At 40.8% G+C, this 16,717-nt stretch carries 27 protein-coding genes; 17 read left to right on the top strand and 10 right to left on the bottom strand.

Annotated elements, in window-relative coordinates:
- Both D3H55_RS24765 and D3H55_RS20580 read left to right on the top strand, forming a co-directional pair.
- The coding region (locus tag D3H55_RS24765) for a hypothetical protein (RefSeq protein WP_205685516.1) at positions 1–248 on the top strand (248 nt) is incomplete at its 5' end.
- Between the two features lie 79 nt (positions 249–327).
- Positions 328–681, top strand: a complete 354-nt coding sequence (locus tag D3H55_RS20580; protein WP_119549182.1) for a hypothetical protein — start codon at positions 328–330, stop codon at positions 679–681.
- Positions 682–713: 32 nt separating this feature from the next.
- Here the strand turns inward: D3H55_RS20580 and D3H55_RS20575 are convergent, their stop codons facing one another.
- The 4 genes from D3H55_RS20575 to D3H55_RS20560 form a co-directional block, all read right to left on the bottom strand.
- Positions 714–1,580, bottom strand: coding sequence for a permease (locus tag D3H55_RS20575; protein WP_119549181.1), 867 nt, complete (start codon positions 1,578–1,580; stop codon positions 714–716).
- Positions 1,581–1,667: 87 nt separating this feature from the next.
- Positions 1,668–1,994: an ArsR/SmtB family transcription factor gene (locus D3H55_RS20570; protein WP_119549180.1), complete on the bottom strand. Its 327-nt coding sequence runs from the start codon at positions 1,992–1,994 to the stop codon at positions 1,668–1,670.
- A gap of 106 nt (positions 1,995–2,100) precedes the next feature.
- The gene (locus D3H55_RS24560; protein ID WP_119549179.1) at positions 2,101–2,382 is read right to left on the bottom strand and encodes a hypothetical protein; all 282 of its coding nucleotides are present in this window, start codon (positions 2,380–2,382) and stop codon (positions 2,101–2,103) included.
- Positions 2,379–2,945 carry a TVP38/TMEM64 family protein gene (locus D3H55_RS20560; RefSeq protein ID WP_119549178.1) on the bottom strand — a complete coding sequence of 189 codons (567 nt, stop codon included), beginning with the start codon at positions 2,943–2,945 and terminating at the stop codon, positions 2,379–2,381. The genes D3H55_RS24560 and D3H55_RS20560 overlap by 4 nt, the downstream gene beginning before the upstream one ends.
- 257 nt (positions 2,946–3,202) lie before the next feature.
- Between D3H55_RS20560 and D3H55_RS20555 the strand changes: the two genes are divergently transcribed.
- The 4 genes from D3H55_RS20555 (at position 3,203) to D3H55_RS20540 (ending at position 6,100) form a co-directional block, all read left to right on the top strand.
- Positions 3,203–3,547 carry an ArsR/SmtB family transcription factor gene (locus tag D3H55_RS20555; RefSeq protein ID WP_119549177.1) on the top strand — a complete coding sequence of 115 codons (345 nt, stop codon included), beginning with the start codon at positions 3,203–3,205 and terminating at the stop codon, positions 3,545–3,547.
- A gap of 14 nt (positions 3,548–3,561) precedes the next feature.
- Positions 3,562–4,857 (top strand): arsenic transporter, encoded by a 1,296-nt coding sequence (locus D3H55_RS20550; RefSeq protein WP_119549176.1) that lies wholly within the window; start codon positions 3,562–3,564, stop codon positions 4,855–4,857.
- 27 nt (positions 4,858–4,884) lie between these two features.
- Entirely contained in the window at positions 4,885–5,304 is a 420-nt protein-coding gene (gene arsC / locus D3H55_RS20545; protein WP_119549175.1) for an arsenate reductase (thioredoxin), read from the top strand.
- A gap of 238 nt (positions 5,305–5,542) precedes the next feature.
- A complete protein-coding gene (locus D3H55_RS20540) occupies positions 5,543–6,100 on the top strand; it encodes a hypothetical protein (protein WP_119549174.1) in 558 nt (185 codons plus the stop codon).
- Positions 6,101–6,166: 66 nt separating this feature from the next.
- Here the strand turns inward: D3H55_RS20540 and D3H55_RS20535 are convergent, their stop codons facing one another.
- Together D3H55_RS20535 and D3H55_RS20530 are read right to left on the bottom strand one after the other, a co-directional pair.
- The gene (locus tag D3H55_RS20535) at positions 6,167–6,727 is read right to left on the bottom strand and encodes a DUF6434 domain-containing protein (protein WP_119549173.1); all 561 of its coding nucleotides are present in this window, start codon (positions 6,725–6,727) and stop codon (positions 6,167–6,169) included.
- Between the two features lie 223 nt (positions 6,728–6,950).
- On the bottom strand, positions 6,951–7,487 hold the full coding sequence (locus D3H55_RS20530; protein ID WP_119549172.1) for a dihydrofolate reductase family protein: 537 nt from the start codon (positions 7,485–7,487) through the stop codon (positions 6,951–6,953).
- Between the two features lie 378 nt (positions 7,488–7,865).
- Here D3H55_RS20530 and D3H55_RS20525 point away from each other — a divergent pair, with 378 nt between their 5' ends.
- The 3 genes from D3H55_RS20525 to D3H55_RS20515 all read left to right on the top strand — a co-directional run bounded on the left by D3H55_RS20525 (position 7,866) and on the right by D3H55_RS20515 (position 9,075).
- Positions 7,866–8,075, top strand: coding sequence for a hypothetical protein (locus D3H55_RS20525; RefSeq protein WP_119549171.1), 210 nt, complete (start codon positions 7,866–7,868; stop codon positions 8,073–8,075).
- A 61-nt stretch (positions 8,076–8,136) separates the two neighbouring features.
- Positions 8,137–8,664, top strand: coding sequence for a P-loop nucleotide/nucleoside kinase family protein (locus D3H55_RS20520; protein ID WP_119549170.1), 528 nt, complete (start codon positions 8,137–8,139; stop codon positions 8,662–8,664).
- A gap of 57 nt (positions 8,665–8,721) precedes the next feature.
- Positions 8,722–9,075 carry a hypothetical protein gene (locus D3H55_RS20515; RefSeq protein ID WP_119549169.1) on the top strand — a complete coding sequence of 118 codons (354 nt, stop codon included), beginning with the start codon at positions 8,722–8,724 and terminating at the stop codon, positions 9,073–9,075.
- 66 nt (positions 9,076–9,141) lie between these two features.
- Here D3H55_RS20515 and D3H55_RS20510 read toward each other — a convergent pair whose 3' ends face one another.
- The 3 genes from D3H55_RS20510 to D3H55_RS20500 form a co-directional block, all read right to left on the bottom strand.
- Entirely contained in the window at positions 9,142–9,708 is a 567-nt protein-coding gene (locus D3H55_RS20510) for a hypothetical protein (protein WP_136035759.1), read from the bottom strand.
- Between the two features lie 163 nt (positions 9,709–9,871).
- Positions 9,872–10,429 carry a cysteine hydrolase family protein gene (locus D3H55_RS20505; protein WP_119549167.1) on the bottom strand — a complete coding sequence of 186 codons (558 nt, stop codon included), beginning with the start codon at positions 10,427–10,429 and terminating at the stop codon, positions 9,872–9,874.
- Positions 10,426–10,638, bottom strand: a complete 213-nt coding sequence (locus D3H55_RS20500; RefSeq protein ID WP_119549166.1) for a DUF1272 domain-containing protein — start codon at positions 10,636–10,638, stop codon at positions 10,426–10,428. Before D3H55_RS20500 ends, D3H55_RS20505 begins: the two co-directional genes overlap by 4 nt.
- Positions 10,639–10,780: 142 nt before the next feature.
- Here D3H55_RS20500 and D3H55_RS20495 point away from each other — a divergent pair, with 142 nt between their 5' ends.
- Positions 10,781–11,200, top strand: coding sequence for an Lrp/AsnC family transcriptional regulator (locus D3H55_RS20495; RefSeq protein ID WP_119549165.1), 420 nt, complete (start codon positions 10,781–10,783; stop codon positions 11,198–11,200).
- Positions 11,201–11,260: 60 nt separating this feature from the next.
- Positions 11,261–12,175 carry a Nif3-like dinuclear metal center hexameric protein gene (locus tag D3H55_RS20490; protein WP_119549164.1) on the top strand — a complete coding sequence of 305 codons (915 nt, stop codon included), beginning with the start codon at positions 11,261–11,263 and terminating at the stop codon, positions 12,173–12,175.
- A 102-nt stretch (positions 12,176–12,277) separates the two neighbouring features.
- Here D3H55_RS20490 and arr read toward each other — a convergent pair whose 3' ends face one another.
- Positions 12,278–12,694: an NAD(+)--rifampin ADP-ribosyltransferase gene (gene arr, locus D3H55_RS20485; protein ID WP_119549163.1), complete on the bottom strand. Its 417-nt coding sequence runs from the start codon at positions 12,692–12,694 to the stop codon at positions 12,278–12,280.
- A gap of 529 nt (positions 12,695–13,223) precedes the next feature.
- On the opposite strand from arr, the gene D3H55_RS20480 reads away from it, so the two are divergent.
- From D3H55_RS20480 to D3H55_RS24550, 6 genes are all read left to right on the top strand, one after another.
- Positions 13,224–13,571: a PadR family transcriptional regulator gene (locus D3H55_RS20480; RefSeq protein WP_119549162.1), complete on the top strand. Its 348-nt coding sequence runs from the start codon at positions 13,224–13,226 to the stop codon at positions 13,569–13,571.
- On the top strand, positions 13,558–14,553 hold the full coding sequence (locus D3H55_RS20475; protein ID WP_119549161.1) for an HAAS signaling domain-containing protein: 996 nt from the start codon (positions 13,558–13,560) through the stop codon (positions 14,551–14,553). The genes D3H55_RS20480 and D3H55_RS20475 overlap by 14 nt, the downstream gene beginning before the upstream one ends.
- A gap of 206 nt (positions 14,554–14,759) precedes the next feature.
- Positions 14,760–14,936 carry a hypothetical protein gene (locus D3H55_RS24555; RefSeq protein ID WP_168413191.1) on the top strand — a complete coding sequence of 59 codons (177 nt, stop codon included), beginning with the start codon at positions 14,760–14,762 and terminating at the stop codon, positions 14,934–14,936.
- Positions 14,937–15,011: 75 nt separating this feature from the next.
- Complete coding sequence (locus D3H55_RS20470; RefSeq protein ID WP_119549160.1) at positions 15,012–15,341, top strand: hypothetical protein; 330 nt, start codon at positions 15,012–15,014, stop codon at positions 15,339–15,341.
- A complete protein-coding gene (locus tag D3H55_RS20465) occupies positions 15,334–16,179 on the top strand; it encodes an alpha/beta fold hydrolase (protein WP_119549159.1) in 846 nt (281 codons plus the stop codon). The genes D3H55_RS20470 and D3H55_RS20465 overlap by 8 nt, the downstream gene beginning before the upstream one ends.
- Before the next feature lie 255 nt (positions 16,180–16,434).
- Positions 16,435–16,602, top strand: coding sequence for a hypothetical protein (locus tag D3H55_RS24550; protein WP_168413190.1), 168 nt, complete (start codon positions 16,435–16,437; stop codon positions 16,600–16,602).
- The last annotated feature ends 115 nt before the right edge of the window (positions 16,603–16,717 follow it).

Genomic DNA, 16,717 nt, shown 5'->3' with positions numbered 1-16,717 from the left:
CAGCCGGAAAGTGTCCGAATCTGGGCGGGATTCGGACAGAACCGTGCAACGCAGCTGAAAACTGTCCGAATCAGGGCAGAATTCGGACAGAAATCAAGCAAGACAGCGGAAAACTGTCCGAATCACCGAAGGATTTGGACAAAAAATCAGCAAATAATCCTAAAAAAAGTCCGAATCCCCCCACAAACGAACACACAAGTCAAAAAGAGCCCCAAACTGCAATGGAGCCAAACAAAAAAGCTATATAATCAATGATTCATCTATTAAAATTGAAACATGTTACTCTTCGTTTTCGTCTAACTTTAAAGATCGGACAGAGGTGCCTGGATGAAGTATTTATTCGATTATCTTTTAGCTATAACGCTGAATGGGTTTTCCTACTATATTGCCAGCTTTTTTCTCGATAATGAATTGGCTTTTTGGCAAGCATTATTGATCGGTTTTTCAGTGGTTACGCTCGGTGCTTTGACAGAGGCTGCAGGAAGTCCGATGTGGCTGATCGTCCTGGTGCCGTTTCCGGTGGGGATGTTCCTGCTTTATACCTTTTTGGACGAGACACTGGCACATTGGTTTTTAACTTATGGAATCACCCTTGCCATCTACACTGTCATACATATTCCTATGAGTTACTTCTTTAAATTTCATTCTTTGATTCCTGCATGGAAGCTGAAAAAAGCTTGAAGTCAACACTTCAAGCCTTTCTATTACCATATTCAAAGAAGATAGAAGATATATCCAGAAACCGTAGACATCGTGATCACTGAAAGGACAAATATAACAACCAGTTCTTTTCTGAAAATCGATTTTAGCAGGATGATTTCAGGCAGGCTGGCTCCAGCTGAGCTGATCATCATCGCCATGACGGGTCCAAGTGCCATCCCTTTCATTATCAAAATCTGAGAAATCGGAATCATGCTTGATAGGCGGATATAGAGAGGGATACCTATGAGAGCAGCGATCGGGATCAGCCACCAATTCTCTTCCCCGAATATGGATGATATCCATTCTGTCGGCACAAGTCCATGGATGATTGCTCCCACTGCCGCACCAATCATGAGGTAAGGGAACACGCTTTTTATCAAAGAAAGTGTTTCTTGAATAGCCCGTTTGAAATCAAATTTACTGCTTGATTCTTCATACCCCGTAATCACCACATTTTTTACATACTTTTCAAAACCGAGTGCTTCAAGAGTGAATCCTATTACCAGTGAGAAAATCATTGTAGCCAGAATGTATAAAATGGTCACTTTCCATCCCATCACTACTCCCATGATGGTCAGAATCGTCGGATCCAGAAGAGGAGAGGCAAACAGGAAAATCATGATAATCCCAAAGGGGAGTTTCTTTTTAAGCATATTCACCACCATGGGGATGGTTGAGCAGGAGCAAAAAGGAGTAATGAAAGCAAAGATAATGGCCGCCAATCCGGCTATCAATTTGTTTTTGCCTTTAAATTTTTTCTCTATTTTTCCGTAAGGAATATATCCTTGAAGAAGGCTGATTAAAAAAGAAATGAAAATGAATAAGATAGTTAGTTCCAAAGCGATATAAATAAAATCCTTAAGCGTTTGAATCCACATAATACATCCTCCTAAATCAAGAAAATTTGATATATAATTCAGCATTGTTTAATCAAAAAAAATTGATATACAATCTAAAAAAAGAAATCAGTTTGGTTTGAAGATACAGCATAATTCGGATGATAGAAGATTATTTAGTTCCTGTTGATTCAAGTCATAATAACTCCATGTTCCTTTTGTTTCCTTGGTAAGGATATTGGCGTCCAGAAGGATTTTTAAATGATAGGATAATTTTGATTGTGTCATTCCAACCACTGGTGCCAAATCGCAGACACACATCGATCCCCTCTGAGTCAGGATATTCATGATCTGCAGTCTCTTTTTGTCTGCCAGCGCTTTGAACCTCTGCTCATACTTTTCAAAGAACGATTCTTGAGAAATATCTTTTAATGGGATGTTATTATTTTGGGTCATTTTCTGCACCTCCCCTAAAATCAAATTTTCTTGATACTTACATCATATGACCAAATTTTTCTAGTGTCAATATTAAATCAATTTTTTTTGATTTAAAGGGTTGCGATCAGAAAGAAGTATGAATATAATAACGATAAATCAAGAAAATTTGATTTAAAAAACCGAAGGAGATGGTTGAAATGAATTTTTTAAAGATATTTATGGGCAAGAATAAAGGCTCTTCTGATTGCTGCAAAATTAAAATTGTGGAAGAAGAAAAGAAACCGGGAATAACTTGCTGTAATTCGGCTAATGAAGAAGGGTCAACTTGCTGCTGAAGATAAGACCCGATTGTTTCCTTACAGCATATTAAGATAAAACCCGGAATCAAAGTACCGGGTTTTATCATTTTTTATTGTTGAAAGACTTTTTTCCGCTTTTCTTTAGCAGCAGCCATACAGTCACCAATGAAAACATGCTAAAGATTACTTTTCCTTGCCAATTCCATATCAGGACTTGCTGGACAGAATAGGCTTCGATAAGGAGGGAAGGGATTTTTCCTATTGTGCTGGCTAAGGAAAAATTGATGATTCCTACCTTACTGATGGCTCCGGCAAGGGTTACAAAGCCGGAGGGTACAAACGGAAATATTCGAAGGGCAATAATCAAAAGAGTTGCTTTAATCCCTTTGGAGTTATGTAATGCTATGAGATAGCTATTCCTGATTTTCTTTGGATCTGTAAATTTTTTGATACCTTTCCGGTACAGATAGAAGCTGACAATTGCACCAAGTGCCTCTCCCGCGATGGATATCATCAAGCCTTGTTCGAATCCAAAAAATTTTATATTTGCGGCAGTGATAAAAACGCTGGGCACCACCCCCAGGATACTGATGATGATATTTAATAGTATGCTTATTGTAAAGGCAAGGCCGCCAAATGCTTTCAGAAAATCTAAAACATATTCAGTCAACTATTCCGCTCTCCTTAACCCGCATTTGAGAATGACTGCTCAATTCAAAGCTAACTTAACCAGCTTGCTTCATCAGCTTAACAAAAACTTAACATTTTCACACTTGCTAATTTTATATAAGCAATTTATTATATAAGCATACTCTTATATGTGGTCAGCATAATTCAAGCGCCTGAGCAGACACTGTTCATACTACCATTGTGAGCTCTTATTAGTAAATCATATTTTAATTATCCGAAGAATGGAGGGTGTTGCATATGACTGCAGTAAGTATGGAGATTGAAAAAGCTGCCGTAATATTAAAACTCCTTGGAGATAAAACCAGGCTGACGATGATGAAGATCCTGGAACAGAATGATTGTTGTGTATGTGAGTTTGTTGCCATCTTCAATACAAGCCAGCCGGCCATCAGCCAGCATGTCCGGAAGTTGAAGGATGTCGGCTTGGTGAAGGAGTCGAGAAGAGGGCAGTGGATTATTTATTCCCTCAATACAACCAGTGAGTTTTACCCCTTGATAAAGAGTTTGCTGGAGCAGATTCCAGACCAGGGATTCAGACTAAAAGAATTGGAAGCACAGGGCTTGAGAATTTCCTGTGAGTAGAAGGAGGAAGAGTTTTGACGCAAATCATTTTGGCATCGGTGATCTTTTTAATCACCCTTGTATTAGTCATCTGGCAGCCTAAAGGATTATCGATTGGATGGTCCGCCTGCGGAGGGGCAGTACTTGCCCTTATCGTTGGAGTCGTAGATTTCAGTGACGTCATCGATGTGACATCCATCGTATGGAATGCTACATTGGCATTCATCGCAATTATTATCATCTCTCTTATCCTGGATGAAATCGGCTTCTTCGAGTGGGCGGCCCTTCATATGGCTAGAGCTGCAAAAGGTAATGGAGTCAGGATGTTCGTGTATGTCTCGATTTTGGGGGCAATTGTAGCGGCCTTCTTTGCCAACGACGGAGCTGCACTGATTTTGACGCCCATTGTACTGGCAATGGTGAGGAACTTGAATTTCAATGAAAAAATGGTGTTTCCTTTCATTATGGCAAGCGGGTTCATAGCGGACACAACTTCCTTGCCGCTTGTTGTCAGCAACCTGGTTAACATCGTTTCGGCAGACTTTTTCGATATAGGATTTGTTGAGTTCGCAACGAGGATGATCATTCCGAATTTCTTTTCCTTGATAGCGAGTATCATTGTCTTATACCTATTCTTTAGAAAAAGTATTCCTAAGAATTATGACATGGCTGACTTGAAAAAGCCTCATGACGCCATCCGTGATCATAAAATGTTCCACTTATCATGGCTCGTATTGGCCATCCTGTTAGCGGGCTACTTAGCGAGTGAATTCATCGGTGTTCCTGTTTCCTTCATAGCCGGGATTGTCGCGGTTTTCTTCCTCCTCATGGCAAGGAGAAGTGCTGCCGTTGATACCCGGACGGTCGTCAAGGGAGCGCCGTGGGCAATTGTTTTCTTTTCAATCGGAATGTATGTCGTGGTATACGGCTTGAGGAACGTTGGCCTGACGGATGTATTGGCTGACCTTATCCAAGTGACGGCAGATCAAGGCTTATTCGCTGCCACAATCGGAATGGGCTTCATTGCCGCCATCCTCTCATCAGTGATGAACAATATGCCTACTGTCATGATTGATGCCCTTGCCATCGCTGATACAGATACGAGCGGTGTCATTCGCGAAGCGCTCATTTATGCGAATGTAATCGGGTCGGATTTAGGTCCGAAAATCACACCGATCGGTTCCCTGGCAACCCTTCTTTGGCTGCATGTCCTGTCACTCAAAGGAGTGAAAATTTCGTGGGGAACCTACTTCAAAACAGGAATTATTTTAACCATTCCAACATTGTTCATTACACTCGTTGGCCTATATATTTGGTTACTGATCATCTAAAAAACGAACCCTAAAGGAGAATTCAACATGACAAAAAAGACAATCTACTTCCTATGCACAGGAAACTCATGCCGGAGCCAAATGGCAGAAGGCTGGGCCAAAAAACATCTCGGAGATGAATGGAACGTCTACAGTGCAGGAATCGAAGCACATGGATTGAATCCTAATGCGGTTAGAGCCATGAAAGAAGCAGTGATTGACATTTCCAGCCAAACGTCGGATATCATCGATCCAGAAATCCTGAATAATGCTGACTTGGTAGTGACACTTTGCGGTGATGCAGCGGATAAATGCCCTATGACGCCTCCGCATGTAAAAAGGGAACACTGGGGATTCGATGATCCAGCCAAGGCCCAGGGAACAGACGAAGAGAAATGGGTGTTTTTTCAGCGTGTAAGAGATGAAATCGGAGAACGCATTCATACATTTGCCGAGACAGGGAAGTAAGTGATAATTATTGAGACTCGTCAATCGACGGGTCTTCTTTTTTAAATATTTGCATTGGGAATAAAGGCGTTTGCCGCTTTTCTCTATTCAATAATGTTTCCAGTTGCAGCAGGAAACTTATTGGGTTTTAGGGAAGCTATAAGATGGGAATTACATAAATGAGATTATATTTTACGAACAAACTTTCTCTGAAGTTCTTCACCAATAATTAATTTCCTCTGACAAATGAAGATATGGAGTGCTGTCAATTGAAAAAATCATCCTTCCCATTTTAATCGCTGGATTTCTCTCAGGCTGCAGTCAATCAGATTCATATGGTGAACTAACAGATTATATAGAAGAAACCCGTGTAGAAGACACTTTTAAAGAGCTGCGGGATGCAAAGGAAATGCCTATTTCAGATGCATTGAAAGAGCTTGCATTTGAGCCAAAGCAAATAAATGTAGCGAAACTGCCATTCAAAGTCGAGGAAAAAACGGTTCGTGTGACCCAAACCAAGGACAACAGCCAAATGATCGAATTCAACTATACGGGGCCAGAGCACGAGTTGGTTTTTATAGCTGAAAACAGTGTGGAATTCAAGGAAGACTCTTCAATTAAATATGAGGAAATTCATATAGACAAAGGCAGGATCGCCTTGTTCGGGGAAGGAGGGCAATCCCAGGATGTCACATGGATTGAGGGAGATAAAAGTTATTTACTGCGTATCAACTACCTGGAAACCGAAGGCGTGACCCCCGAAAAGCTATCGAAGGAAGAAGTCACCAAAATGGTCGATGAGCTTCAGGAGCCATGAATTAAAGGTAAAGACCATTATCCTGCATTCTGAAAAAATAGTGAACCTGTGAGCGCCATTAACCTGTTAGATTGGTGAATAGGTATTGCTTCCAGGAAGTTTTTTAATGCTCTTCCAGGCATTAATGGCTTCTTCACGGCTCTTTCCTTTATTATTACTGTCAGCAAAAAAATCCCGGATGAATTGGTTATATTCGAATTGGGGAGCAATGCTTCTTTTGTAAGAAGGGTCTTTCTTTCGTTCTTCTTCCTCATACCAGGCATTAACAGCATCCCCGTAGGTTTTCCCTGCATTGCTTTTAAAAAAGTCTTGGATGTGGGTGGAAAATTGAAAATTTGGGATCTGAGTCTGAAAAAAAGCTCTTACAGTTTGGCTGCAGCGGTGACTTTCAGAAATTACGGTATCCAGGTTTAATGGTGTATGAGAGGCTGGATTTCTTTTAGCTCTCTTTGCGGGACGTTTGATCTTCCCTGTTCTCAGAAAAATTTCAATTCTATCAGAAAGCTCACCTTTAGAACCCGAAGCACTCAATCCATTCTCTCTGCAAAATGATTCCAATTCTTGTTTCAACCAATAGTAATCCTTAAATAGATCTACAGCGAGCTCCTTGGTCAGGCTGGGTCTCACATCAAGCACCTCCACATTCATTTTTTTCTTTTGGAAACATTCAATCAGCCGGATTTTTACCCTGTGATCCAGAGATTTTCACTCGAAAGATGGAAAACAGCTTTTTTCTTTCTTGGATACCCGGATTTTATTTGTAAAACTATTAAGCAGCAACAATGTTTACGGAAAGAGCATTATAGCTATATCAGGGACGGCTCTTTCAATGGGAAAAAGAGCCGTTTTATTATCTTTCTGAAATATAATGCAGCTCGACAAACTGGTTGAATGTCCTTGTGCCTTTCAATCGCAAGTCCAGCTGGTAATCGCCTTCTTTGAACAAAGGGATTCCATTGCCGAGCACGACTGGTGCAACGGTGATAATCAATTCATCCACCAGTTTTTCTGTGAAGAAATGCTGCAAAACATCGCCGCCGCCTACCATCCATATCCGCTTTCCTTCCTGGTTTTTAAGGGTGTTGGTAAAACCTTTGATATCATCACCATTTATAAACTTTACGTTTGCAGTATCTTCTGCTGCTGATCTTGTGAAAACGTAGCAATCTTTATTTTTATAAGGAAATTCGCCGCCTTCCTGTTCCATCACCCAGTCATATGTCCGCTTTCCCATCAAGATGGTATCCACCGTTTCGTAAAACTCGGAGTATCCGTTATCCCCTTCGCCTTCAACCTTGAATAACCATTCCAACGATTCATCTTTTGTCGCTATGTATCCATCGAGGCTGGCAGCAATGAAAACGGTCAGGCTTCTTTCTTTATTCATTCAAATCATCCTTTCCGGCAGAATATATGTTCGCTTCAATCTATCTTACCATGGTGGTGGATAAGGAGTCCTATTTTCCACTCATAAATTTTGGGGTATGGTAATATATGTGCATGGATGAATATGGAATTCTTTATTGAGTACTAACGATAGAATCTGGCGGGTAATTATGAATCGCAATCATTTTGTGCTTTTGTTTTTATTCTCGTGTTCATAGGTTTTCCAATTCTTTTTCTCTTCATTTACATTGTTGACTGGCCACCGGGATTATCTCATTCGGAGTATTCCTCCATCCCTTGCTGCCGACTATTAATCAACTGAAAAAAAGAAACATAAAAAAGCTCAGGGCATGTAATTTGCCGGATTGGAGGAAATACCATGGGTAGAACTGTCACTTTTGCTTTTCAAAGTATGAATTTTGATGGAACAGAGGCTTCTGAAACCTTCACCCTTGAAGAATTAGGTATTGATGGGGAATTGGCAGATGGAGAGTTGAAGAAAAATATTGATCAAGTATTTCACGCATGGTTGTGCGATAAACTGAATATCACTTTTAGTGTTGTTATGGAAGAACAAAAGCAGGAGTAACACGATAAAGTTAACTCATGAGCGGTTCATAAGACTGAGCGCATTGATGGGGGAGAAAGGGATGTTTGAAGAATTTGATTTTGACTTGATTTACCGGGAAAGAACTAAGGCAGCTCCTTTGGGCGTGATGATGTGTGGGATAGCGGGTTCCGGGAAAACAACCTTTTCAAAAATATTGGAGCAGGAAGGGTTTGTCCGGCTGTCGATTGATGAAGAAATATGGGCAGTGAATGGCCGCTGGGGGGTCGATTTTCCAATGGAAAAGTTTGAAGAGTACAGGAAAGCTGCTGAAAGAAGACTGCAAGTCCGATTGCTGAAGTTGCTGCGTGACAAACAGGATACAGTGATTGATTTCAGTTTCTGGGACCGCAAAAGAAGGAATGCTTATAAGCAAATGATTGAGGATTCTGGTGGCAGCTGGAAATTGATATACCTTAAGGTACATCATGATGAGCTTCGAAAACGACTGAAGTTACGAAACAAGCGTTTTGATGCCAATTCATTCCCGATTTCAGAGGAGCTCTTAACATCGTACTTGGAAGATTTTGAGATTCCAAATGGTGAAGGAGAAATCGTAATTGGAAATTAGCTCTTTCTTGTCAATTCGTTAGGTTTTTTTAAATGGATGATGGGGAGGGAGGCATAAGTGATTTACAAGATTCTAAGTTTGGTATTAACGGCAGGAATTTTGGTCGGCTGTAATCATAATGGCAGCCCGGCACCTTCTGATTATCTAAAAAGTGAGGGTGCAGACATTTTCATGCTGGATGGCTATGTTTATTCAAATGTTCAACGTCTGGAATGGGTGAAAGAGACTGAGTATTCCCTGGGAGAACAAATAGGGGAAATCACAAAACAGACAACTAATTCTTTTGGCTTTGATGATGGTGACGCTAATATACTGCCGGTTGGCACAAAGATTTATGAGACTGACAGTCCGATCACCATTGCTGTTGTTGACGGTAAAGAAATTGCTTATATGAAGCAGGTGGAAGGCTAGTTGAAATATGAAGCCTTACCTGAAAGGGAGCATGCAGTTTATCGCTGCTCCCCTTCGGCTTTTGAGTTAGTTGCTTTGGGCAGATCGAAGCGGTGTTTGAAAAAGCTCTTTGATCTCTGACATTGATAAAAAGGCCAGGTTAGCCCCAATTCCATCTGGGTCTTCTATCTTCATTAAATTAATGTATCTGGCAAAAGAGGCTTCTGCAAATTCTTCCGTGCCGTTTTCTTTGCTTACAGCTATTTCTATCCTGTACCTCTTTGAGGGATCAGGTCTATTAAGGACAATAGGATCCACTTTTCCTTTATTGCCCACAGTAGCAGTTGTACTGATCACACTTTTGTCCTCCGGCTCAACTTGGTATCCCTGTATTTTCCCTCTGGGTTGTTGGTCGGAGTAGGGGAGGATTGAAATTTCCAACTCTGTCTCAGGAGGGAGAGTGGTTTCACTCCTTATAAGAATAGTTGCCCTCTTAATATAGACTTTGGCATCCAGTTTGTATTTCGAATCAGGATTTTCGATCGAATCATCAACCAGGATTACTCTGCAGCCTCCCAAAAGCAGACAAAGAATACTTAATAGAACCAAGTATGAAGACCTCATTTTACACCTCGTTTTTTGAGTTATCTTCATTTTAACAAATATTTCCTTAGGTTGCATGCGTCTAACTGAGATGTCCATTAAGATTTACATAGTGGGAATTCGTCAGATGCGGTAAATTGATAGTATGCAATGTCCTCTACAAGAATGGAGGCAAAAGTGAAAGCTGGTTGTTTTCTTTGGAAGCGCAGTATTTTTACAGGCCATGCTTCAGCTCAGTAAGAAATTGGTCTGTGGAAAATACCGCTGCAAACTCCTTATGGATAGTGCCGATTGTAATATCATGAACGGTTGTGGCGTCAATATATTGACCATTGTGATCATATAATCCAAAGGCAGCCGACGCATCAGAAATAAGGATGGTTTCAAAGCCAAGGTTCGAGCTCATCCGGACGCTGGTAGAAACACAATGAGGGGTTGTCAGCCCTGTAACAATAACTTTTTCGACGTGGCAATCATGCAGGTGCTTTTCGAGATCAGTCCCAATAAAGGCGCTATTTACCTGTTTCTTAATGATTTTCTCGTTTTCCTGCGGTTTTACGATGTCTTTAATCTTGCTGCCAGCCCCTGAATGGTAAAAAAGGGAATGAGGGTTTTCGGAAATATGCTGAATGAAGATGACTTCATCTCCCTGGCTCCTCCACTGGTCTAATAACGCCTTGATATTCTCTTCAGCTTGGAGGTTATTTCTATGTCCCCAACTGGGATCGTTAAATGCATTCTGGACATCGATGATTAACAATGCCATTTTCATTGACCCACCTCTTTCTTCAAGTATTTAGCCCACCGAGCAATATCGGGTCCCTTTGGCCGTCTTACAAGTTCTCCTGAACAGTTCGGGCATACACCCGCCATAGCAATTGTGCAGTCTTCACAAAACGTACATTCATGAACACATATAAAGGCATTGCCAGACAATCCGTTTTCACATCTCTCACAATGGATCTTCATTTCTAATCCCATCTCCAAACCCCCTTCACTTGGTATACACTCAGTTTAGTTAAAAAGGAAAACCACGAACATCCTTTTCTTAAGGTATTTAACTTGGTACACTTAATAAAAAATGTATTTTTTAAAAAAATTCTTAAAAAATGAAGGTGGAATAGTGGATCCCATTAATCGGCAAATCATAAATGCATTACAATTGGAAGGCAGGCTTTCAATGACAGAGTTAGGGAAGAAAATTTCTATGTCTGTTCCTGCGGTTACAGAGCGGGTGAGGAAGCTCGAGGATCAAGGAGTCATTACAGGATACAGGGCAGTGATCGACAATTCGAAGATTGAAAAGCCGGTCCAGGCATTTATACTAATGAAAACTCACCGGTGCCAAGCATTCAGGGAGTTTTGCAAGGAAAATCCATTGGTAATCGAGTGCCATAGATTAACAGGGGAATACAGTTATTTAGTCAAGATTGTTACAGAGACCTATAAAATGCTGGAAGAATTTATCGACTTATCAATGGAATACGGCGAACCGTATACAATGATGAACCTTTCTTCACCAGTTTTAAACAAAATCATTTGATGGGTCATGTGCCGATTTAACAGGATTTTCGCACCGGATTACAGTGGAAGGGGAGAAAGTATGCAATTAAACGTGCTTGTAAATAAATTAGATACAGAGTTTGATATAGAATCCTTTGGGAAAGATCCAGCTTTCAGCCGATTCATCCCCGAGGTGTATTCAGCATCCAAAGTCGATTGGCCAAGTATCTTTGAGGATGGTTTCACCCAATTGTTCAATGGACTTATGGTGAAGGGTGCTCCTGAGGTGAAAAATATTTTCCTGGCTGTCTTTCCAACTGATCATGTTTTGGAAAGGTTCATCAATGAAAGTGTCCCGGGAGATTTACTCTTCATGCATCATCCTCTGCTTATGGAATGCGGTGATCCCCAAGGGAAGTGGGGCCGTGGATTTGTACCGATCAAAGAAGAATACCTTGAAAAGGTTATGGAGAAACAATTGTCTATATACACTTGTCATGTACCTATGGATTACCATAAACAATTAGGCACAAGTGCTGCAATCGCTGAAGCATTAAATGCCGAAATTGTAGATGGCTTTCTGCCGGATGAAAACGGGAATCCTCTGGTGCTGATTTGTGCGATCAGCCAGACAGACACCTCATCACTTATACAGAAAGCAAAGGATATCTTTGACCTTCCATATGTTGATTTCGAGGGAAAAGACGCAGAGGGTATTGAGAAAATTGCCATCGTAGCAGGGTGCGGAGACAAAGTGGACTGGATGCAGCAAGCAGAACAGAGAGGCGTCCAGGCGTATATAACTGGAGAAATTCATTGTCACATTGATAACGATTACGGAAAAATGAAATATAAAAAAATGCTGGAATTTGCGAAACACACATCCATGTCGCTTATCGGTGTATCGCACTCCGCATCGGAGTATCTCGTTAAGAAGACGTTGATCAAAGAATGGATTGAAAGAGAGTTTCAAGTTCAGCCTGTGTTGATCCCGCAGGAAAAATGGTGGCTTTAAGGAAGGAAATACAGGGCTGCTACGGTAGATTAATGGTAAATGAACGCAATTCACCCTAAGGGAAAATTGCGTCCAGACAGCAACATGAATTTGTCTATCAGATCAATCGTAAATGACATTTTTGCCCTGATCACGAAGCGTTTGTAAAGAGGTCAGCATATGCTTGATTTCTTCATCGGAATGTCTTTCCCAAGATCCCAGTTCGGCAATGATTTTCAAAGGAGATTTTGATCTGTAAGACCTTGTTGGATTTCCAGGAAACCTTTTATCCGTTAAATTGGGATCATTTTCAAAGGTGCCTGATGGTTCTACAATGTAAATTCTTTCTTCTGCTGAAGACCTTGCCAATTCAGCGCCCCATTTGGCAGCTTCCAGTGTGGCAGTGAAATAGATGTAGTTCGATTTTTTGTCCTGGTAATTGGAAAGGCGCTGCGGGTCTAACAGGTCGCCGATTTTCAGTTCTGCTTTAGTTCCATGGAAGAATGGTCCGTTATCCAATACATCTTTCTTGTCATTCATCCTGATACACCTCTGATTCTTTGGGATTATATGTAACAGTATAGGGCAGGAAAGCCAGAAAGAGTAGTCTGTAATTCCCTCTATATTCGTAGTAAAATGAATATAGAGGGAATAATTTTCGATTTGAAATACATATTTATCAACCCATTATTTGGGGTATTCAGCCTGATTTCTCTATTAATGACATAGAGAAATCGGGCTTTTTGTTGTCCAAAGAAAATAGAGGTCCCAGCCAATTATGATTATTAAAGTTTGTTTTCGAATATTTTGCTTTCGGAAAAATCCCAAGTACCGGATTTACCCCTTTTATTCCAAGGTTTTACTCTCAATAAAGCTTTTTTCGTACCTGCTTACCTGGCATTGATACGGCGATTTACATTGACATCACTTGAATTCATATAGAATAGCAAGGAGTTTACGAAAGAGCCTTATAAAAAGAGGCTATTGTTAGTGTATCAACAATAGTGTATGATACATAGTATAAACCATATAGTGTATGACATATAGTGTATAAAGTTGAGGTGGCTGAATGAGTAATTTAATGAATTCATTAACGACAGAGCTGAGGAGAGGAACATTGACATTGGCGGTCTTGAGCCAATTGAGATCCCCACAGTATGGATATTCCCTCGTCCAGTTACTGGAGCACTCGGGTATAACCATCGATCAAAGCACTTTGTATCCGCTGCTCCGCCGTCTGGAAAAACAAGAATTGGTTACGAGCAGCTGGGATACCACTGAAAGCCGGCCGCGCAAGTATTATGTTCTAAGTGATTATGGGATGGAAGTGTTTGTACAATTGAAACAGGAATGGATCAAGAATTCGAAGGAACTTTATGGTTTGTTAAAAGGGGATGAAGAAGATGAACTTGATTGAGGTATATATTCAAGAAGTCACCCGGAGGCTTCCGGAAAAAAGCCGCGCGGATATAGCGCTCGAGCTTCGTTCTACCATTGAGGACGCGCTTCCTGAAGATTACAGCGAGCAGGATGTTAAAGAAGTCCTTGCAAAGCTGGGAAGCCCGGCAGCACTAGCGAATGGGTACCGTGATCAGCCGATGCATCTCATCGGTCCGCGCTACTTCGATGTATATGTGTCGTTATTAAAAATGATATTGCCGATTGCGGCTGTTATTGCCGTGATCTCTATGGCGGCTGAGTACTTTATTGGATACAGCGGGGATGAAGCTGTAATTAATGTTGTTTTGACGATCATGGGTAAAGGAATATGGAACGTCATTGAAGTCGGAATCCAGGTATTCTTCTGGTTAACCATTGTGTTCGCTATAATTGAAAGAATGGATAAAGAAAAAGAACCGCTGCCATTATCAGCAAGCCTGACAAAATGGACACCTGATGATCTGAAAAGCATCCCCTATATCCCAAAGAAAAAAGCAATCAGCAAGTTCGACGTATTTGGAAGTCTCCTATGGACAGCCATTTGGGCAACACTTTATTTCAATGCGGACCACCTGGCAGGTGTATATGAAGGTGGCAGAGATGGCCTGGAATTTGTGATTCCCGCCTTGAATCAGGACATCCTAATGGGATATTGGCCGATCGTTATCGCAATCATTGCCCTGGAAGCAGGATTCGCTCTGTACAAATTGATCAAAGGGCAATGGACCAAACAAATGGCGGCCGCTAATGCGGCTTTCGAGCTTCTCTCCACCCTGGTTTTCATTATCATCTTACTCAATCCTGATTTATTTAACCAGGACTTCCTAGTGTATATGAGTGATTTGTTTTCCACATCTGCTAAACAAATGGAAACGTGGATTACCAGTGGGGTGATCATTGCGTTTATGGCAAGTGCTGCACTCAACGTATACGAGGTTTTCCGAAAGGCAAGAGGTTAGGTAGAGGGATTGGCTGCTTAAGCTGATTATGTTTCCCCATACACTATTTTACTAAATCATAGCCATACAAAAGGAGCGCGCTGATTACTCACCGCGCTTTTTTTACATATATATATTGTAAGGATCAGTGAATTTTGGAATAATTGGTATAAAGTAAATGAATGGAAAAAGGGATGACCAACACCAATATTAGGAGGGATTCGCTTATGTGGTGGTTTGTGGTATTAATTGGAGGGATAATATTATTCTCTTTATTCATTGATTGGAGACGAAGGAAAAATAACAATAATCCTCCTATTCCAACCGACCCCAACAACAAACCTGGTGACAGTTCGAACTACACGATGGGGGATAACAACTATACAAATGGAGGCGGCGGTTAAATAAGTTCTGGTTTGAAAAAGTGATCCAGCTGGCACTCGAAACAAGGAGGGGGGATTACAATTAAAAGGACAGCGATGATTCTTGGAATGAGCAGCGGAATTGCCAGCTTAGCTTTATGGCTGCTCTTCAGCTTTCATAACCCCTATTCAACTGTCACGGATATTGGACCAATGTTCATCACTTTCTTTATGCTGTGTCTTCCAGGCGCTCTAGCCATCGCGGCTTCAATCAAAAGGAAACCAAAGTGGCTGTTCCTGTCGTTTATATGGTCATTGCCACTCAGTCTTTATTTAGTCTTAACACCTGGTGTGTTTGCTCTGTTTGGTGTAACGAGTATTATGTATTTGATGGGGTTTATTTTAATGGGAAACAAGAAAGGGATGAGGAAGAATCACATTGGATAAAGGCAGCGAGGTTATTCTTCAGTTGAAGGATAGAAGAATATTTGTAAAAACAATAGGAGAAGGAGAAGCAATCATCTTTCTTCACGGGGGACCTGGCAGCAGCCATCAGTTCTTCCTGCCCCATGTCCTGCCATTATCACAACATTATAAACTTGTTTTATATGACCAGAATGGGTGCGGCAGGTCAGGAAGTTTAAGAGACAACGCGTATTCCATGCAGGATGAAGTCGCCACTTTGGAAATGCTCAGGCAAGAGCTTCAGTTAGAAAAGCTGAACCTGTTTGGGGAGTCCTGGGGTTCAATACTTGCCTTACTTTATGCCGCTGCCCACCCGAAAAATGTAAATAAACTATTGTTAACTGCTGCAATAGGAGTGGATTCCAAAGGATATATAGAATTTCAAAAGCAGTTACTTTCCAGAATGAAGCTGGTGGACAAAATAAAGCTTTTCCTCGTCGATGAAAAAATAAAAAAAGGAAAAGCAAGTATGGAAGCAATGCTGAAAATCCTAGATCCTTATTATGTTTATTCAAAAGATGCTTTGCAGAATAAAGTTCAAACACCTGTAAATAAAGTTGTCAACGATCGAATTGGAACGGATATCAACAATCATTATGATTTAACTCCTGCATTACAAAGGTTATCCTCGATCCCTATTTTAACAGTGCAGGGAGACCATGATATTTTAACTCCGGCGAAAATAAAGGAACTGCTGACAGATCTTGTTCCTGATGCACGTTTAATGAAAATAGAAAATTGCGGTCATTGGACAGTTATTGAAAAACCCATAGAAATGAACAAAATCGCTTATGATTTCTTCGGTGATGGACCAGTTTAAACGACTTCATTATTATTAAATATCGTGGTTTGGAAGAATGAACAAATCATTGAATAAGCTAAGGAATGTATTGATTTTGACAAGCTTTTATTTTTTGCTGTCATTTTCCTGGGGCATACTTGCGGGCAATGGGGAGATCATTCCCTTTATCCAACTGATAAATGCGGGAACTTTTAGTTTCCTGGGACTGTTAATACATCAAAAATACATAACCAGATAGCCTATTTTGAAAATCCCGGAAAGTGGGTTACATATATGAAAGTAGTGTTTCGTGTTTCAGCAAGCGTCCTTGCTTTAATCATTTGTTTGGCAGCCATTGATTTCTTTGTGGACGGATTAGTGAAATATATATTGTGGAGTGTTGTATCTGCATTCATCCTGGCCTTCAACCGCGCTAAGAATCGTGAACTTAAGAAAATGTAAAAAATTATATTTCAAACTTATTTTACAAAAAGCTGTTTTCGCATATAGTTGCTTTTGGAAAAAGCCCAAGTGCCGGATTTTTCCCCTGATTGCAAGGTGTTCCTCTCGAAAAGAA

This window comes from Bacillus salacetis (genome assembly GCF_003581585.1).
In the GTDB taxonomy this organism is placed as follows: Bacteria; Bacillota; Bacilli; order Bacillales; family Bacillaceae_B; genus Rossellomorea; species Rossellomorea salacetis.
Note: the sequence above shows the minus strand (reverse complement) of the source record. Positions and strands in the feature narration are given on the sequence as shown.

Excerpts from the sequence above, each read along its gene's own strand:
- D3H55_RS20580 (WP_119549182.1), top strand. The coding sequence starts at position 328 with ATGAAGTATTTATTCGATTATCTTTTAGCTATAACGCTGAATGGGTTT.
- D3H55_RS24550 (WP_168413190.1), top strand. The coding sequence starts at position 16,435 with ATGAAAGTAGTGTTTCGTGTTTCAGCAAGCGTCCTTGCTTTAATCATT.
- D3H55_RS20555 (WP_119549177.1), top strand. The coding sequence starts at position 3,203 with ATGACTGCAGTAAGTATGGAGATTGAAAAAGCTGCCGTAATATTAAAA.
- D3H55_RS20570 (WP_119549180.1), bottom strand. The coding sequence starts at position 1,994 with ATGACCCAAAATAATAACATCCCATTAAAAGATATTTCTCAAGAATCG.
- D3H55_RS20470 (WP_119549160.1), top strand. The coding sequence starts at position 15,012 with ATGATTCTTGGAATGAGCAGCGGAATTGCCAGCTTAGCTTTATGGCTG.
- D3H55_RS20480 (WP_119549162.1), top strand. The coding sequence starts at position 13,224 with ATGAGTAATTTAATGAATTCATTAACGACAGAGCTGAGGAGAGGAACA.
- D3H55_RS24560 (WP_119549179.1), bottom strand. The coding sequence starts at position 2,382 with ATGATAAAACCCGGTACTTTGATTCCGGGTTTTATCTTAATATGCTGT.
- D3H55_RS20475 (WP_119549161.1), top strand. The coding sequence starts at position 13,558 with ATGAACTTGATTGAGGTATATATTCAAGAAGTCACCCGGAGGCTTCCG.
- D3H55_RS24555 (WP_168413191.1), top strand. The coding sequence starts at position 14,760 with ATGTGGTGGTTTGTGGTATTAATTGGAGGGATAATATTATTCTCTTTA.
- D3H55_RS20505 (WP_119549167.1), bottom strand. The coding sequence starts at position 10,429 with ATGAAAATGGCATTGTTAATCATCGATGTCCAGAATGCATTTAACGAT.
- D3H55_RS20520 (WP_119549170.1), top strand. The coding sequence starts at position 8,137 with ATGTTTGAAGAATTTGATTTTGACTTGATTTACCGGGAAAGAACTAAG.
- D3H55_RS20575 (WP_119549181.1), bottom strand. The coding sequence starts at position 1,580 with ATGTGGATTCAAACGCTTAAGGATTTTATTTATATCGCTTTGGAACTA.
- D3H55_RS20525 (WP_119549171.1), top strand. The coding sequence starts at position 7,866 with ATGGGTAGAACTGTCACTTTTGCTTTTCAAAGTATGAATTTTGATGGA.
- D3H55_RS20530 (WP_119549172.1), bottom strand. The coding sequence starts at position 7,487 with ATGAATAAAGAAAGAAGCCTGACCGTTTTCATTGCTGCCAGCCTCGAT.
- D3H55_RS20500 (WP_119549166.1), bottom strand. The coding sequence starts at position 10,638 with ATGGGATTAGAAATGAAGATCCATTGTGAGAGATGTGAAAACGGATTG.
- arr (WP_119549163.1), bottom strand. The coding sequence starts at position 12,694 with ATGAATGACAAGAAAGATGTATTGGATAACGGACCATTCTTCCATGGA.
- arsC (WP_119549175.1), top strand. The coding sequence starts at position 4,885 with ATGACAAAAAAGACAATCTACTTCCTATGCACAGGAAACTCATGCCGG.
- D3H55_RS20510 (WP_136035759.1), bottom strand. The coding sequence starts at position 9,708 with ATGAAGATAACTCAAAAAACGAGGTGTAAAATGAGGTCTTCATACTTG.
- D3H55_RS20490 (WP_119549164.1), top strand. The coding sequence starts at position 11,261 with ATGCAATTAAACGTGCTTGTAAATAAATTAGATACAGAGTTTGATATA.